This window comes from Micromonospora sp. DT15, assembly GCF_049841475.1.
Classification (GTDB): Bacteria; Actinomycetota; Actinomycetes; order Mycobacteriales; family Micromonosporaceae; genus Micromonospora.
In genome coordinates, this window is the sequence record NZ_JBNCKJ010000010.1 from 237,259 (window position 1) to 251,322 (window position 14,064).

Genomic DNA, 14,064 nt, shown 5'->3' on the forward strand with positions numbered 1-14,064 from the left:
CGGCCTCACCCCTTTGACCGGCCCGACGACCGATGGGGCTGACATGGCCAACGCCACCGACCACCTCTGGATGCACTTCACCCGGATGGCGAGCTACTCCGCCGGCGAGGTGCCGACCATCGTGCGCGGCGAGGGAGCGTACGTCTGGGACGCGCAGGGTCGCCGCTACCTGGACGGGCTCGCCGGGCTCTTCGTGGTCAACGCCGGCCACGGCCGCACCGAGCTGGCCGAGGCCGCCGCCAAGCAGGCCGGCGAGCTTGCCTACTTCCCGCTCTGGTCGTACGCGCACCCGAAGGCCGTCGAGCTGGCCGAAAGGATCGCCGCGCTCACCCCCGGCGACCTCAACCGGATCTTCTTCACCACCGGCGGCTCCGAGGCGGTCGAGGCGGCGTGGAAGCTGGCCCGCGCGTACTTCAAGCGCACCGGGAAGCCCAACAAGTACAAGGTGATCAGCCGCTACATCGCCTATCACGGCACCTCGATGGGCGCCCTGTCGATCACCGGCCTGCCCGGCATCAAGAGCGACTTCGAGCCACTGGTGCCGGGTGCGATCAAGGTGCCGAACACGAACTTCTACCGGGCGCCCGAGCACGGCGACGACCCCGAGGCGTTCGGCCGCTGGGCCGCCGACGAGATCGGACGGGCCATCGAGCGGGAAGGCCCGGACACTGTCGCCGCGGTCTTCCTCGAGCCGGTGCAGAACTCCGGTGGGTGCTTCCCACCGCCGCCCGGTTACTTCGAGCGGGTACGGGAGATCTGCGACGCGTACGACGTACTGCTCGTCTCGGACGAGGTGATCTGCTCGTGGGGGCGGCTGGGCGAGTACTTCGGCGCGGTGCGCTACGGCTACCAGCCGGACATCATCACCACCGCCAAGGGCATCACCTCCGGCTACGCCCCGCTCGGCGCGATGATCGCCAGCGACCGGCTGATGGAACCGTTCCTCACCGAGACCGGCATGTTCGCCCACGGGGTGACCTTCGGTGGGCACCCGGTCTCCTGCGCGGTGGCGCTGGCCAACCTGGAGGTCTTCGCCCGCGAGGACCTGGTCGGGCACGTACGCGCCAACGAGGACGCCTTCCGCGCCACCCTGGAGAAGCTGCACGACCTTCCGATCGTCGGGGACGTGCGCGGCGACGGCTACTTCTACGGCATCGAACTGGTCAAGGACAAGACCACCCGGGAGACCTTCACCGAGGCCGAGTCGGAGCGCCTGCTGCGCGGCTTCCTCTCCACCGCACTGTTCCAGGCGGGCCTCTACTGCCGGGCCGACGACCGGGGCGACCCCGTCATTCAGCTGGCCCCGCCCCTGATCGCGGAGCAGCAGCACTTCGACGAGATCGAGCAGATCCTCCGCACAGTCCTAACCCAAGCCTGGACCAAGCTCTAACCCCCCACCCCACCCCACCCCCACCCCCACCCCCACCCCGTTGATCATGAAGTTATTGCCACGACACGCCGAGGCGCGGGGCAATAACTTCATGATCAACGCCGGAAGGAGGCGCGGCCGGGCCGGGCCGGGCCGTTGGGCGCGGCGGGCCTCTGGGGCGCGGGGTTTAGTGGTTGGGGGGGATTACGCGGAGGTGGCCTCGGCGGCCGGTCTGGTGGGGGTTCTCGGGACGGTTCTGGTCCGGCTCCGGAGGGCGGGGGGCCGGGCGGGCGGCTTCGCGGACCGCTTCGGCCAGCGCGACCAGGTCGTCCGTGGTGGGCGGCGGCGGTTCGAACTCGCCCTCGTGCCGGACGACGTCCCAGCCCCGCGGCGCGGTCAGGCTGCGGGCGTGCGGCTCGCACAGGTCGTACGTGTGCGGCTCGGCGAATGCCGCCAGCGGCCCCACCACCGCTGTCGACTCGTTGTAGACATAGGTCAATGTGGCGACCGCTTGCCGGGGGCAGCCGTTACGGGAGCAGCGCCGTGGTGACCTCACGTGCGGCAGGGTATCTCCATTACCGGGTCCGGCGCATCGCTTCGCGTTGCGACACGCCCGTCATGGTGATCACAGTCGAACGTTCTGGGCGCGCCGCGCCACGGGAGCGGCGCTGCCGCTGACCAGCCCGACACGGGCGCTACCCTTTGCCTCATGACGAGCCCGGAACACCGCCGCCCTGCCTCTGGCCGGCGTGGGCATCGTGACCGGCACGGGCGGGGCCTGCGTGGGCGGCTGGTTCCGGCCACTGTGCCGCTGGCGCGGACCAAGGCCGAGGTCTTCGACGACCTGGTCCTGGACACCGTCGAGACGCTGGAGCGTCGGTTCGCCAAGGAGCTGGCCGGGGTCGAGTTCGCTGTCGAGGACGTCCCGCCGGACTTGAACGTCTACGACTCGGACGTGCTGGAGGACGGCGAGGTCCCGTTGGCCCGGCTGCTGCCCGGCCGCCCGGGCCGGCAGGAGGTGCCGCCGCGGATCGTGCTGTACCGGCGGCCCCTGGAGTTCCGGGCGATGGACCGTGAGGACCTCGCCGATCTCGTCCATGACGTGATCATCGAACAGGTGGCAAACCTTCTCGGGGTGGATCCGGACGAGCTCGCCTGAGCCGAGCCCGACGGGCCGACCGCGCGGGAAGCGGACGGTCGGGCGGCCCCCGCCGCCCCGACCTCAGGCCGCCCCCCGGCAGCCCCGCCCCTCACACCGCTGAGGCAACCTTCGCCTCGACTCCCGAACCACCGCAGGCGGCCCCTCGAACCACGCAGACCTCTCACAACGCGCAGGCAGCCCCGCGCACCGCTCAGGCGGCCCGCCGCTTCAACTTGCGCCGCTCCCGCTCGGAGAGCCCACCCCAGATGCCAAACCGCTCGTCGTGACCCAGTGCGTATTCGAGGCACTCGGTCTTGACCTCGCAACGCGAGCAGATCCGCTTCGCCTCACGGGTCGAGCCGCCCTTCTCGGGAAAGAACGCCTCGGGGTCGGTCTGCGAGCACAACGCCCGCTCCTGCCACTCCGGCGCGTTTCCGAGCAGGTCGGCCACCTCAAGCTGGCCGTCCATCAAATGCCTCCTTGTCGCGCACCGGCGTCATCGCCGCTGCAACCCCCCACGCGAAAGGCGTGCTTGTCCATCCCGTCCCGTTTTGTTGCGTTCCGCGCGAACAACCCCATTCAAATTACACGCGTGTAATGCGTGCGCCGTCAAGCCAAACTTGATAATGGAGTCGCCCTCCCGACACCCCCGGTCGGCCACTCGGGCCGTCCAGCCTCGCAACCTGCCCTATCGATTCAGACCCCGGCCGAGTAACGCCCTCTCCGGCGAGTTGCCCGACTTTTCTGCCGTGGCGCTTCTCCGACGAGTCGCTGAGCGGCCGGCACCAGAGACCGTCACCCCTAAGCTGATCTTGAATGGGGGACAGGTTAACGCGGTGCGGCGCAGACCGCCCGTCGAGCTGCGGACAGGACTCGCGCCCCGTCCACAATGTGGACGGGGCGCTGGGGTGAAACAGGTGCGTCGAGGTCAGACGGCGGCCCCAAAACCGCTGCTCGGCCAGACAAACTCGGCCACCGCTCCACCATGGACAGTGATGGTGCCGGCAGACGTGTGATCATCCCACCAGACGGTATAGATCCCGCTCGGCAGATCGGGATAGACCGCGCTGTGGAACGAGCCGTCGCGCACCAGGCGCTCACGCACCGCCGAGTGGACCCGCCGGTCGTCGTCGCGGCTGATCTCGATCTCCCGGCCGCGCAGATCCCGACCCGTGTAGACGATCAGCGCACCGGTGTCACCGCCCAGATCGAGGACGACGGTCCCCGTCTCCGTCGGCCCGTACGCGTGCTCGTGCATCCGCGCTCCCCGCCCCGGTCAGGACGCCGCCGACGGGTTGTTGAACCCGTCGTACGGCGTGCCCAGGTAGGGGAAGTTTCCGAGGAACGGCGCTGTCACGTCGGCGGCGCTCAGCCCCGGGGTGACCGCGGCGGCCGCCGCGTCCGGGCGGAATGTCTTGTCCACCAACGGGACGGTGACCCCGGCGATGGCCCGCAGGGCGATGCTGACCACGTCGTCGCCGACCCGCCGCCCGTTCGGGAAGCCGGCCAGGTCGCCGCCGAGCACCCCGAACCGGTCCGGGCGCCTGGTCGGCGGGATCGCGGTGTTCAGTCGCAGCATGTCGGCCTGCACGTCGCCTGTGGTGTTGGTGAAGCCGTCGATCAGCCCGGCCGGCACGCCGGTGAGCAGGATCGCCACCAGGTCGGCCCGGGCCTTCTTCGCCTTGGTGAGCTTGTCCAGGTTGGGGAAGACGTCCGGGTAGAGCGCCGGCAGCAACGCGGCCAGCTCGGGCTGCTCGACGAACTGGGCGAACCGCTTGTCCTCCGACGGCGGCAGCGAATTCCACAGGTCCTTCTTGGACATCGGCACGATGACCTCGTTGAACAGTGGGTTCCCCAACCGCGAGACCTGGGTGAACGGGCCGGTGCTGGTGTCCGCCGCGCCCCGGTCGCCGAGCACCCGCACCTGCCGGCGCGACGCCGACGTCCACACCCCGATCACCGAGGCCCGATCCGTGGCACCGTAGCGGTTGGCGCGCCGACGCACCCGCTCCAACGGCACCTGCACGGCGATGCTGTGCACGTTCATCCGGTCGGTGGCGTTGACCGGCTCCCCCTCGGCCTTGAAGATCTTCTTCCCCGCGACGTGCAATTGCTGGAACGGCCGCAGCGTGCCGAGGTCGAAGATCGCCCCGAGGTCGACGAAGAACCCGTCGGCGCGTTGCCCGGCGAAGACCCGCTCCCCAGTGGAGAGCGAGTAGGTGGCCTGCCGCACCAGGTCGGCGTACTTCGGCGTGGACAGCGGACCGACGTTGCACGGCGGGCACTGCAGCTTGTGGGCCAGCCGGTGCTCGCGGCCGTCGGCCACCCGGGTCAGGCTGTAGAACTGCCGCCGGTTCCAGTTCTTGCTGTCCAGCGAATCGATCGGGCCGGTGTTGTAGAGAAAACTGTTCGGGTTGGTGATCTCGGTGGTGAATTCGAACCGGTAGGTGACATCCGGGCGACCGTCACCGTCGTTGTCGATATGGATCTCGTAGCGCACGTCGTCGCCGAACTCGAAGAAGTTCGGGCCCCCGGAGGGGAGCTGCAACGGCACGTAGTTGGCGATCAACGTGACCGTGTCGCGTTTGTCGGGGCTGACGAACGCGTACAGGTCGGAGCTGTCGGCGACCGGATCCTTGGCTATCTCCGGGGCCTCGCGGTGGGAAGACATGACGGACCAACCTCACTGGGCGGGGACAGGATGGCGGAGCGGAAGGTCGGGTCAGCGCCGGGCGGCGCGCCGCAACCGGTCCGCCAGGCTGCGGTCGCGTACCTCGATGCGCCTCTCACCGACGAAGACGTCCATCGTTCCGGAGTCGGCGTCACGGAGGTGCACGACGATCGGTTCGTCGGCACGTCCGGCCGCTCCGGGGGCGTTCTGCGCGGCCGACAGGCCCGGCACGGTGAGCGCGGCGGCGCCGAGGGTGGCGCTCGCCGCGGCGGTCAACGTCTGCCGGCGGGTCAGTCGCGGCCACTGCCGCTTCCGCTGATCACTGGTCATGGGCAACCTTTCCGGCGGTGGCGCGAACGCGCCCGCGGAGACGGACGGGTCCGGTGCCGTCTCGCGACGCCGCCGGGCCCCTGAGGGGACACCGGCGGCGGTCCTCGCCGCGACCGCCACCGGCATCGCGTGGTACGGCCGGTGGCGGGGAAAGGTTCGACGTCAGGGCCGGGCGTGACCGTACGCAGTCGACCGCTTGCGCGCCGGACGACCGGCGGCCTTCGCGATGGCCCGCAACTGCTCCTCGGTACGCGCCGAACCGTTGTCGGAGCCTGCCATCCGGGAGATGGTCTCCTCCATCAGCGTGCCGCCCAGGTCGTTGCAGCCGCCCTGGAGCATCGCGACGGTGCCCTCGTCGCCGAGCTTCACCCAGGAGCACTGGATGTTGTCGATCCGGCCGTGCAGCAGCAGCCGGGACATGGCGTGCACCACCCGGTTCTCCCGCCACGTCGGCCCCGGGCGGGCGATACCCGCCAGATAGATCGGAGCATTCGTGTGCACGAACGGCAGCGCCACGAACTCGGTGAACCCGCCCGTGCGGTCCTGCACCCCGGCCAGCACCCGGAAGTGCGCCAGCCACTGCCCGGGGTGGTCGACGTGGCCGTACATCATCGTGGAGCTGGACCGGATGCCCAGCTCGTGGGCGGTGCTGACCACCTCGACCCAGGCGGCGGCCGGGAGTTTGCCCTTGGTCAGCACCCAGCGCACGTCGTCGTCGAGGATCTCGGCGGCGGTGCCCGGAATGGTGTCCAGCCCGGCCTCGCGCAGCTGGAGCAACCACTCACGGACCGGCACCCCGGCCTTCGCGGCGGCGGTGACGATCTCCATGGGCGAGAATGCGTGCACATGCATCTCGGGCACCCGGGCCTTGATCGCGCGCACGATGTCGGCGTACCCGGTGACCGGCATCTTCGGGTCGATGCCGCCCTGGAGGCACACCTCGCTGGCACCGGCCGCCCACGCCTGCTCCGCCCGGTCCGCGACCTGCTCGACGGAGAGCCGGTACGCGTCGGCGTCCCGCTCACGCTGCGCGAACGCACAGAAGCGGCAGCCCACGTAGCAGACGTTGCTGAAGTTGATGTTGCGGTTCACCACGTAGGTGACGTCGTCGCCGACCGCCGCACGGCGCACGTCGTCGGCGAGGCGACACAACTCGTCGAGCGCCGGGCCGTCCGCGCCGAACAGCGCCAGCGCGGCATCGGTGTGCGAGGGATCGAGCAGCGCCGCCGGGTCGTCGGCGGCGAGCCGCAACCCGGCCGCCAGGTCACGGTCCGCACCACTCCCGGCCGGCGCCACGGGTATGCCCGCCCGGCGGGCGGTCGCCTCCGGGGTGACCTTGCCAGCGACCTCGGACCAGTCGCCGTAGACGCTGTCGAAGTCGCCGCGCCGGTCGTCGGTGCGGCCGGTGGTGTCGATGGTGGCGTGCAGGTCGACCCGCCCGCCGAACACCTCCTCCGGCTCCTGCCACGGTCGTCCCTGCGGCATCGCCGACTCGACCGCCATGCCCGTCGACGGATCGGCCAGGGCGCCGACGTGCGGCAGCAGCCGAGGATCGAGCCACGGGTCACCCGCACGCACGTACTCCGGGTAGATCGTCAACCGCTCCCGCAGCGTGAACCCCGCCAGCTCGGTGTGCCGGGCCAACTCGTCGATCTGCGGCCAGGGGCGCTCCGGGTTGACGTGGTCGGGGGTGAGCGGGGAGACGCCACCCCAGTCGTCGATGCCGGCGCGCAGCAGCAGGTCGTACTCGCCGGCGATGAGGTTCGGCGGGGCCTGGATCCGGGCCTTCGGGCCGAGCAGCAGCCGGGCCACCGCCACCGTGGCCGCCAGATCGTGCAGCTCCGCGTCCGGCATGCCGCGCATCGCCGTGTCCGGCTTGGCGCGGAAGTTCTGCACGATCACCTCCTGGAGGTGGCCGTACTCCCGGTGGGCGCGACGGATCGCGAAGAGCGCGTCCACCCGCTCCCCCGGGGTCTCCCCGATGCCGATCAGGATGCCCGTGGTGAACGGCACCCCGACCCGGCCCGCGTCCTCGAGCACCCGCAACCGGACCGCCGGCTCCTTGTCCGGTGAGCCGAAGTGCGGGCCACCCGGCTCGGACCACAGCCGCGTCGCTGTCGTCTCCAGCATCATGCCCATGCTCGGCGCGACCGGCTTGAGCCGTTGCAGCTCCGACCAGGACAGCACCCCGGGGTTGAGGTGCGGCAGCAGACCGCTCTCCTCCAACACCGCCACCGCGCAGGCGCGCAGGTAGTCCAGGGTCGAGTCGTAACCGCGTTCGTCCAACCAGGTCCGCGCCGCCGGCCACCGTTCCTCCGGCCGGTCACCCAGGGTGAACAGCGCCTCCTTGCAACCCTGCGCGGCACCGGCCCGGGCGATCGCGAGGACCTCGTCGCGGTCCAGGAACGGCGCTGGCAACCGGTGCGGCACCGTCGCGAAGGTGCAGTAGTGGCAGCGGTCCCGGCAGAGCCGGGTCAGCGGAATGAAAACCTTCTTGGAGTACGTGACCACACCCGGCCGCCCGGCGTCCCGCAGCCCGGCGTCGCGGACTCCCCCGGCGAGCCGGAGCAGCTCGTCGAGCGCGTCGCCACGAGCGGACAGCAGCGCTGTCGCCTCGTCGAGATCCAGCGCCCGCCCGTTCGCGGCCCGGCCCAGGGCCCGCCGCACGCTCGCATCGCTCGGGCCGGAGTGGGTGCGATCAACCATCCACTCACCCTATGCGCAGCCCGACGCCACCCAACCAGTCCCCACCTCGCCCCGCGCCGTGCCGTGCCCGGTCGCAGCCTCCCGCGCGGTGCGCCCCGTCGATCAAGGAGTTGTGGTGGGTGACAAAGCGTCTCGTAAAAGCGCGAATCCGGCACCACAACTCCATGATCGACGGAGTTGTGGTGCCGGAGCCTCGCGATCTTGCAGTTTGTGTCCCGACTTAGGTGACAGCTCGCTCGTTTCGACTACCGAAAGTGCAAGATCGGCGCGGACTTCGGGTCAGCGGGTCAGCGGGGCTGGTCGGGGTGGTCGTTGGGCTTGATGTGTTGGGTGCGGTCGTTGTCCGGGTCGGTGGGGTGGGAGATGACCTCGGTGGGGTCGGCGGACTGGCGCGGGATCGCCTGAGTGGGGTCGGCCGACGGCGGCTGCCCGAACGGCGGCACGGCCGGGGACGGCGGCGCCGACTGAGGGGCGGGGTTCGCCTGGGGCGCGGACTGCGGCGCCTGGAACGGCGGGGCCGACTGGGGGTGCGGCGGCGCGGACTGCGGGTGCGGCGGGGCCGACTGCGGGTGCGGCGGGGCCGACTGCGGATGCGGCGGGGCCGACTGCGGGGCCTGGAACGGTGGCGACTGCTGGCCGTACTGGCCGGCCTGCGGGTAGCCACCCGGCTGACCAGCTTGCGGGTAACCACCACCCGGCTGGCCAGCCTGCGGGTAGCCGCCGCCGGGCTGGCCGGGAGCGGGCCAGCCACCCTGCGGCTGGCTGCCGGGCTGGCCCGGGGTCGGCCAACCGCCCTGCTGCTGCGGCCAGCCCGGCTGGGGCTGGCCGTAGACGCCTGGCTGCGGCTTGGCTCGCGGCACGTAGTAGTGGGCACGCCAGATGGTGTAGACCACCCAGGCGGCGATAGCGAAGATCACCATCCAGGCGAACCGGGTGAGCACACCGAGCAGCGCGTCGAGCACCTCGGCCTCGGCCAGCCGGCCCACCGTCCAGATCAGCATGGTCAGCGTGCCGAACAGTGCGCTTACCGCGTACTCGACGAGAGCTGCCTGCGTGATCAGCTTCGCCTTCGCCAACACCGGCGAGATGTGCGTGGCCAGCAGCACCGCCAGCAGCGGGAGGCCCACCGCCTCCACCCCGACGAACGCGTAGAAGGCGCTACCCGCGCGGTCGGTGAAGGAGCTGTAGTCGTTCGGGGCGATGAGCCGGAGCAGGCCCACGAAGAGGAACACGGCGTTGGCGCCGAGCAGCGCGAGCGCGGCGAGCTCCCGTAGTGGCTTGGTCAGCTGGCGGGCCTGCGTCGCGTCGGCGGACGCGGGCTCGGCGGGGCTGGTCACGAGCTCCCCCTCGGGGCATCAACGGACAGGTGACCGTGAGCCTAGTCTCCCGGGCCACCCACCGATCGGAGGCGTCACGTGCGCGAGGATGGTCGACATGCGCATCGTGGTTCTGGCCGGCGGCATCGGCGGCGCCCGGTTCCTGCTCGGCGTCCGGGCGTACGCCCGTGACGTCGGCGCTGAGGTGACCGCCGTTGTCAACGTCGGCGACGACCTGTGGTTACACGGGTTGAAAATCTGCCCCGACCTGGACAGCGTCATGTACACCCTCGGCGGGGGCGCCGACCCGGAACGGGGCTGGGGTCGGGTCGGCGAGAGCTGGACGGTCAAACAGGAGTTGGCCGCGTACGGGGCCGAGCCGACCTGGTTCGGCCTCGGCGACAAGGACATCGCCACCCACCTGGTCCGCAGCACCATGCTCAACGGTGGTTATCCGTTGAGCGCGGTCACCGAGGCGCTGGCCAGCCGCTGGGAGCCGGGCGTACGCCTGTTGCCGGCGACGGACGACCGCCTGGAGACCCATGCCGTGGTGGAGGACGACCAGGGTCAGCGGGCGATCCACTTTCAGGAGTGGTGGGTGCGGTACCGCGCCGACATCCTCACGCACCGCTTCGTGTTCGTGGGCGCGGAGACGGCGAAGCCGGCACCCGGGGTGCTGGACGCGATCGCCTCGGCCGACCTGGTGTTGATCGCGCCGAGCAACCCGGTGGTGAGCGTCGCGCCGGTGCTGGCCGTACCGGGGCTGCGTGCGGCGGTGGCGGACGGCCCGGCACCGGTGGTGGGTGTCTCCCCGATCATCGGCGGCGCGCCGGTGCGGGGGATGGCCGACCGTTGCCTGGCCGTGCTCGGCGCGGAGTGCAGCGCGGCGGGGGTGGGTCGGCTCTACGGCGGCCGGGCGAGCGGCGGTCTGCTCGACGGTTGGCTGGTGGCCGAGGAGGACGCGGGCACCGTGGTGCCCGAGGTGACGGTCCGCGCGGTGCCGCTGCGGATGACCGACGAGGCGGCGACGGCGGCTATGGTCCGCGCCGCGGTGGAGTTGACGTGAGGCTGGAGATTCTGCCGGTGCTCGGCATCGGTCACGTGACCGAGGGTGACGATCTGGCCGCGGTGATCGCGACTGCCGCGCCGTGGCTGCGCAACGGCGACGTACTGGTGGTGACCAGCAAGATCGTTTCCAAGGCGGAGGGGCGGCTCGTCGACGTGCCGGCGGACGGGCCGGAACGGCTGGCCGCCCGGGACGACGTCCTGGCCGGTGAGACCGCCCGGGTGGTGGCCACTCGGGGGGCGACCCGGATCGTGCAGACCCACCACGGCTTCGTCATGGCCTCGGCCGGGATCGACGCGTCGAACGTGGACAAGACCCAACTGGTGCTGCTGCCTGTCGACCCGGACGCCTCGGCGCGGGCTCTTCGGGACGCGCTTCGGGAGCGCTACGACCTGGATCTGGCCGTGATCATCAGCGACACGATGGGACGACCCTGGCGCAACGGGCTCACCGACGTGGCGCTCGGGGTGGCCGGCATGACGGCGATCCGGGACCACCGGGGCGAGGTCGACCCGTACGGCAACGAGTTGCAGTTGACCCAGATGGCCGTGGTGGACGAGCTGGCGGGTGCCGGCGAACTGATCAAGGGCAAGTGCGATCAGGTCCCCGTCGCTGTGGTGCGGGGCTATCTGCCGGCCAGCAACCCGGACGACGCCGGCGGCGCGCGGGCGCTGATCCGCGACGCGGCGCAGGACCTGTTCTCGCTCGGTACCGCCGAAGCCCGCGCCGCCGGGCTCTCCGACGCCGCCACCCTGACCGACGGTCCGGGCCCGACACCGGCGGACCTGACCGCGGTGCGACGGGCGATCGACGCGGTCGCCGGGGTGGTCGCCCCCGGCACGGTCTTCACACTGGTCGACGAGGCCGAGGTACGCGCCGGACTGGTCGCCGAGATGCCCGGGTGGCCGGACGGCGCCGACCTGGTGCTCGGCTCGGCCCCGACGCCCGTCGAGCCGTTCGGTCTGGTCCGTTTCGGCGCCGACCTGCACCGGCTGCGCGTCGCCCTGGCCGCCCAGGGTGTCGGGTCGACACTGTTGCCGCCGCCGCCGGGCAGCCCGGCGAGCGCCGCGCTCGCCCTGTAGAACCCCCTAAGGCCTGTGCGAACGGCCGGGTCACGCGTCCAGCATGGCCCGGCCCAGCGGGGTCAACGTGTGCAGCACGCTGTTGCGTTCGCGGTGGCTGACCAGCAGACCAGCGTTGCGCAGGACTGTGGCGTGCTGGCTCGCCGCCGCCGGTGAGATGTTGAGCTGGCGGGCGACCTCCCCGGTGGTGCAGCCCTCGTCGCTGGCCTGCAACACCGCCGCCCGGGTGCGGCCCAGCAGCGCGGCGAGTGATTCGCGGGCAGCACCGGACGCGGCGTCGGCGTCGGCGGAGACCAGCGCTCCCAGCCGGTCCACCGGGTAGACCAGCACCGGTGGCAGCGCCGGGTCGAGCAGTGCGACAGGGGTCGCAGCGCAGAAGAACGACGGCACCAGCAGCAGCCCACGGCCGTCCAGGTGCAGCTCCCTGCTGTGCGGGTAGCTGTGGACCTCCAGCACCCCGCTCTCCCAGCGCATCGCCGGCCGGAGGCTGGCGAGCAGGCCCTCGACGCCGCCGTCGAGCAGCGCCCGCGCCCGCCGCGTGCGGTCCGCCGCAACCGCGGCCTGGATCCGGCCCCAGTACGGGCTGATTGCCAGCGAGCGGTACTGCTCCATCGACTCCGCGAGGTGGTGCAGCGCCGACACCTCACCGCGAGCGAGCGCTGCCGCGGAGGAGGGCAGCTGATTCTCGGCGGCCAGCACGCTCAGGTCCCGGTGCAGCAACTCGGCGGGGGTCCGGCGGAGCGCGTCCAGCCCGGCCTCGAAGCCCTCGACGCTGGCGTACGGGGTGAGGAAGTCGGGGAAGTAGCCACGCGGCGGGTTCAACGCGAAGAGCAGGCGGAGTTGTTCGGAGGCGGAGTTCTGGCGCAGATCCCGGGCCACGCTGCGCCGCCAGTTGGCGGTCAGCGGATCGCGGGTGCGGCCGCGCAGCACGTGCAGGCTGAGGACCAGCTCCCAGACCGGGTCCGCCGCCGGCGCCACCCGGGTCCGGAGAATGTCCTCCCCAGAAAAGTGGATCTTCAGCATGGAGCGCTCCTGTGTCGCCGACAGGGGGGATGCCGGATGACCGTTCGACTCTACCTGGCCGGCAGTAATCTCCATCTTTAAGCCTGGACTGAAAAACCTCGACGGCTCCGGGGCCGGTTAGGCATGCTTCCCATGCCCGAACACGGCGCCGTGCGTCCTTGACGCCCGTGCTGCCGGGGGCACCGGGACCGGGGAGGCCCCGGTGATCGGACGGCACCACGAGGGTCTGCGGCCCTTGCTCCGCGGAGGTGCCGTCCGGTCATCCGCCCCCGGCGCCGGCTAAGCCGACCCAGAGCGCGACCCGATGGTCCTCGTCCGTGACGTAGAACGACCGTCCGTCCAGCTCCGCCACGCCCTCGACGTGGTGAAACGGGGCCAGGTCCGCCACCTGCTCCCCGACGAGCCGCCGCCCGTCGCCCGCCTCGCCACCGGTGAGCCGGAAGCGGACGTGCCGGGAGGTGACCTCACCCCCACCCGGATGGTCGTCGAGCAGGACCGACCCCTTCCCCAGCGCGTCGATCGAGCCGATCACGGCCGCGTACCCGCCGTCCGCCGTCGGGGTGATCGCGCGGAAGCCGGTCAGCTGCCCCGGCGCGGTGACGCCGGTCAGCACGTACGCGCCCAACGCCCGGGGCCAGGCCCGCTCGGCCGTGAACATCCCGGGCACACCGGCCACCTCGACCAGGATCGGCTCACCGGCATCGGTGACCGGAAACCGCAGCCCGAGCAGCACCGTCCCGGCCGGGGTGAACGCCGCAGCCTCCACGTTCAACGGCAGGTCGTCCGGGGCCAACCGGCTCACCCAGCTCTTCTCCCGGACGGTCCCCCGAGCCAGCGTCTCCACGATGAACCGCTCCCGCACCCGCTCCCCCGCCGGCAGGAGGGTCAGCGGCGCCGCGGCGAGAGCGTCGTTCACCGCCCGGTGCAGGCGAAACGAGTTGCGTACCACGTGCACCGGCACCGGCCCGGCCGCCGCGTCGTCCTCGCGGAACCGGGCCACGAAGGCGCGCCGAGGGCGCAGCGGGCCTGCCTTCGAGCCGAAGTGGGAGCCGAACACGTACACCCAGCCGTCGTGGTGGGCGAGCGCCTCACCGTCCTCGGTCCGCCCGTTCTCCACACCGGAATCCGCCGGCACGTGCAGGGCCGTCCACTCCCCGTCGTCGCGCTCCAGCAGCAGCGCCAGGCAACGCTCCACCGGCCCCTCGTCCAGCACCGTCCAGAAGCCCCGCCGGGCCCCGTACGCGCGCAGCAGCGCCGCCGACCGCACCGGCAACAGATCGCTGGCCTCGTTACCGGCCACCACGAATTCGACGAGTCGCAGGGTCACCGGGCCAGCGTACGGAGCACACGCTCGTAGAGT

The 14,064-nt window shown here is 71.5% G+C and carries 13 protein-coding genes; 4 read left to right on the plus strand and 9 right to left on the minus strand.

Annotated features, from left to right (window positions below):
• The first annotated feature begins 43 nt into the window (after positions 1 to 43).
• Entirely contained in the window at positions 44 to 1,390 is a 1,347-nt protein-coding gene (locus ACLQ3F_RS22905; RefSeq protein WP_355005593.1) for an aspartate aminotransferase family protein, read from the plus strand.
• Positions 1,391 to 1,556: 166 nt separating this feature from the next.
• Here the strand turns inward: ACLQ3F_RS22905 and ACLQ3F_RS22910 are convergent, their stop codons facing one another.
• Entirely contained in the window at positions 1,557 to 1,925 is a 369-nt protein-coding gene (locus ACLQ3F_RS22910; protein WP_091394110.1) for a DUF3499 domain-containing protein, read from the minus strand.
• Between the two features lie 153 nt (positions 1,926 to 2,078).
• Here ACLQ3F_RS22910 and ACLQ3F_RS22915 point away from each other — a divergent pair, with 153 nt between their 5' ends.
• Positions 2,079 to 2,528, plus strand: a complete 450-nt coding sequence (locus tag ACLQ3F_RS22915) for a metallopeptidase family protein (protein WP_355005594.1) — start codon at positions 2,079 to 2,081, stop codon at positions 2,526 to 2,528.
• 193 nt (positions 2,529 to 2,721) lie between these two features.
• Here ACLQ3F_RS22915 and ACLQ3F_RS22920 read toward each other — a convergent pair whose 3' ends face one another.
• The 6 genes from ACLQ3F_RS22920 to ACLQ3F_RS22945 form a co-directional block, all read right to left on the minus strand.
• Complete coding sequence (locus ACLQ3F_RS22920) at positions 2,722 to 2,979, minus strand: WhiB family transcriptional regulator (protein WP_007455784.1); 258 nt, start codon at positions 2,977 to 2,979, stop codon at positions 2,722 to 2,724.
• 459 nt (positions 2,980 to 3,438) lie between these two features.
• On the minus strand, positions 3,439 to 3,768 hold the full coding sequence (locus tag ACLQ3F_RS22925) for a phospholipase (protein ID WP_425851298.1): 330 nt from the start codon (positions 3,766 to 3,768) through the stop codon (positions 3,439 to 3,441).
• An 18-nt stretch (positions 3,769 to 3,786) separates the two neighbouring features.
• Entirely contained in the window at positions 3,787 to 5,181 is a 1,395-nt protein-coding gene (locus tag ACLQ3F_RS22930) for a DUF4331 domain-containing protein (RefSeq protein WP_425851299.1), read from the minus strand.
• A 51-nt stretch (positions 5,182 to 5,232) separates the two neighbouring features.
• Positions 5,233 to 5,511, minus strand: coding sequence for a hypothetical protein (locus ACLQ3F_RS22935; protein ID WP_357231380.1), 279 nt, complete (start codon positions 5,509 to 5,511; stop codon positions 5,233 to 5,235).
• Positions 5,512 to 5,673: 162 nt separating this feature from the next.
• Positions 5,674 to 8,217 carry a bifunctional FO biosynthesis protein CofGH gene (locus tag ACLQ3F_RS22940; RefSeq protein WP_425851302.1) on the minus strand — a complete coding sequence of 848 codons (2,544 nt, stop codon included), beginning with the start codon at positions 8,215 to 8,217 and terminating at the stop codon, positions 5,674 to 5,676.
• 287 nt (positions 8,218 to 8,504) lie between these two features.
• On the minus strand, positions 8,505 to 9,554 hold the full coding sequence (locus ACLQ3F_RS22945) for a hypothetical protein (protein ID WP_425851303.1): 1,050 nt from the start codon (positions 9,552 to 9,554) through the stop codon (positions 8,505 to 8,507).
• Between the two features lie 97 nt (positions 9,555 to 9,651).
• Here ACLQ3F_RS22945 and cofD point away from each other — a divergent pair, with 97 nt between their 5' ends.
• Together cofD and ACLQ3F_RS22955 are read left to right on the plus strand one after the other, a co-directional pair.
• Entirely contained in the window at positions 9,652 to 10,599 is a 948-nt protein-coding gene (gene cofD, locus ACLQ3F_RS22950; RefSeq protein ID WP_355005600.1) for a 2-phospho-L-lactate transferase, read from the plus strand.
• Positions 10,596 to 11,681, plus strand: coding sequence for a coenzyme F420-0:L-glutamate ligase (locus ACLQ3F_RS22955; RefSeq protein WP_425851305.1), 1,086 nt, complete (start codon positions 10,596 to 10,598; stop codon positions 11,679 to 11,681). Before cofD ends, ACLQ3F_RS22955 begins: the two co-directional genes overlap by 4 nt.
• Before the next feature lie 30 nt (positions 11,682 to 11,711).
• Here the strand turns inward: ACLQ3F_RS22955 and ACLQ3F_RS22960 are convergent, their stop codons facing one another.
• Both ACLQ3F_RS22960 and ACLQ3F_RS22965 read right to left on the minus strand, forming a co-directional pair.
• On the minus strand, positions 11,712 to 12,704 hold the full coding sequence (locus tag ACLQ3F_RS22960) for an ArsR/SmtB family transcription factor (protein WP_357203625.1): 993 nt from the start codon (positions 12,702 to 12,704) through the stop codon (positions 11,712 to 11,714).
• 259 nt (positions 12,705 to 12,963) lie between these two features.
• The gene (locus ACLQ3F_RS22965; protein ID WP_425851307.1) at positions 12,964 to 14,031 is read right to left on the minus strand and encodes a hypothetical protein; all 1,068 of its coding nucleotides are present in this window, start codon (positions 14,029 to 14,031) and stop codon (positions 12,964 to 12,966) included.
• Positions 14,032 to 14,064 lie beyond the last annotated feature (33 nt).

Bases quoted from the DNA above. Each gene is read 5' to 3' on its own strand.
- ACLQ3F_RS22905 (WP_355005593.1), top strand. From the start codon at position 44: ATGGCCAACGCCACCGACCACCTCTGGATGCACTTCACCCGGATGGCG.
- ACLQ3F_RS22915 (WP_355005594.1), top strand. From the start codon at position 2,079: ATGACGAGCCCGGAACACCGCCGCCCTGCCTCTGGCCGGCGTGGGCAT.
- ACLQ3F_RS22920 (WP_007455784.1), bottom strand. From the start codon at position 2,979: ATGGACGGCCAGCTTGAGGTGGCCGACCTGCTCGGAAACGCGCCGGAG.
- ACLQ3F_RS22925 (WP_425851298.1), bottom strand. From the start codon at position 3,768: ATGCACGAGCACGCGTACGGGCCGACGGAGACGGGGACCGTCGTCCTC.
- ACLQ3F_RS22930 (WP_425851299.1), bottom strand. From the start codon at position 5,181: ATGTCTTCCCACCGCGAGGCCCCGGAGATAGCCAAGGATCCGGTCGCC.
- ACLQ3F_RS22935 (WP_357231380.1), bottom strand. From the start codon at position 5,511: ATGACCAGTGATCAGCGGAAGCGGCAGTGGCCGCGACTGACCCGCCGG.
- ACLQ3F_RS22940 (WP_425851302.1), bottom strand. From the start codon at position 8,217: ATGGTTGATCGCACCCACTCCGGCCCGAGCGATGCGAGCGTGCGGCGG.
- cofD (WP_355005600.1), top strand. From the start codon at position 9,652: ATGCGCATCGTGGTTCTGGCCGGCGGCATCGGCGGCGCCCGGTTCCTG.
- ACLQ3F_RS22960 (WP_357203625.1), bottom strand. From the start codon at position 12,704: ATGCTGAAGATCCACTTTTCTGGGGAGGACATTCTCCGGACCCGGGTG.